General features: G+C 37.0%; 3 pseudogenes. All 3 read right to left on the bottom strand.

The annotated features are described in order from the left end of the window. Nucleotides 1–53 precede the first annotated feature (53 nt). A pseudogene (locus tag JCM15124_RS16880) lies at nucleotides 54–172 on the bottom strand (IS982 family transposase); the annotation flags it as partial. 15 nt (nucleotides 173–187) lie between these two features. Then, nucleotides 188–297 (bottom strand): annotated as a pseudogene (locus JCM15124_RS16875) (IS982 family transposase); the annotation flags it as partial. 672 nt (nucleotides 298–969) lie between these two features. Beyond that, nucleotides 970–1,526, bottom strand: a pseudogene (locus tag JCM15124_RS15585) (IS982 family transposase); the annotation flags it as partial.

Raw genomic sequence — 1,526 nt, 5'->3', positions numbered from 1 at the left:
GTAATAAATTACGCCTTACGTGAATTCAATACACCAGTTCGGGATAAGTTTTTCTAAAACAACTCCAACTGTTTTGTCTTTTCGATATGTAACGGCAATGCGTCTCCAGCTTGTTCTCAAAGAAACAGTACGCCGCCAAAGCCGAGCATAGGTTCATAACGAAATTATGTATTCGTTCCTTAAAACTCAAATGCACTTTTACAAAAAACAGATAATAATGCTTGAAATTGCAGAAAGTTCCAAAATGATAACATAGTAGAATGCTATAATCTCACTTTCAGACATACATACCTTACGATGACTAAGATGTCTATAATCCTCATCGGTGGGGCTATCTTAAGTTTTTTATGCGATTTAAGTTTTACCGGAAAGCAATAAAAACAGACAAAAAAGGGCTTATATGACTCACTAGTAATATTGTTTCTGCTAATGCAAAGATACTAATTTTTAAGCAAATCACAACAGCAGGCCACCCGTATATTGATTGAGAACAGTTGTTTCTGCCAATACAAAGATACTAATTTTTAAGTAACTCACAACGCTTTATCTTTTCTATTACAATTATTGCTGTCCGGTAAAAATAAACTGAAAGCTCTGTATCTCTTTATCCATCGGTATTGCAGCCGTTTTACTCATCCAGGGGCTTGGTTTTCGGTTTCAAACTGTAAGTATTATAAAATGCACTTATTTTGACAAGAAAAGACCTATAATAACCGATAATTCTAAGAAATAATAAGTTTAAGTCTATTTTAACTAACACAGATAGCCCCAAAAAAGTTTTACCGGACAGTAATATATTACAATATTCGCAATAGCAATTTCGGCGAAATTGCAGAGCAAAATGGGCGAATTTGCTTTGCAAAATAGGCTGAATTGGAATGCGGGGAATGGGGAATAGATGGCAGATGGATAGTTGTTGAGGCGCGGTTGTAGGGTTGTTTATATTAAATACGCGAGTTCGGGATAAGTTTAGCATGAAAAGAGTTCCAACTGCCTTGATTTTTCCACATATACAGGCAGTGCCTCCGGCTTATTCTCAAAAAAGCAATATGCCGTAAGAGCAGAACATAAGTTCATGATAAAGTTATGTATGGAGCGGTGTCGTGAATGTACAAGGTTGGCTTTGTTCTTGAGCAGTTCATTAATGCATTCGATAATATATCTTTTTCTTAGCATAATCTTGTCCCATATAGGCATAAGTTTATTCTTCATTCTTGCTTTAAGTCCATGCACAAGTTGAATACCTTGGCTGAACAGATTTTCGAAAAGTTCCTGTTTGATGTATCCTCTGTCAGCAAATACCTTTCCGTAGAGAACCTTTGCAAATACCGTCCATACCCTACTGTCCCTGTCATCTACGTTTGCTCCTGTAAGTCAGAATATTATCACTTCACCGGAATCATTGCAAAGCAGATGCAGTTTGAATCCATAACACCAACCCATGGTACCCTTTCCGTTCTTGGCGAACCCTGCAAAGACCTTGTTAAAGTACCGTCTTACATTGTGACATACAGGAATCATCGTAC

Origin of the sequence: Prevotella falsenii DSM 22864 = JCM 15124 (assembly GCF_000613945.1) — a bacterium.
In the GTDB taxonomy this organism is placed as follows: Bacteria; Bacteroidota; Bacteroidia; order Bacteroidales; family Bacteroidaceae; genus Prevotella; species Prevotella falsenii.
Note: the sequence above shows the minus strand (reverse complement) of the source record. Positions and strands in the feature narration are given on the sequence as shown.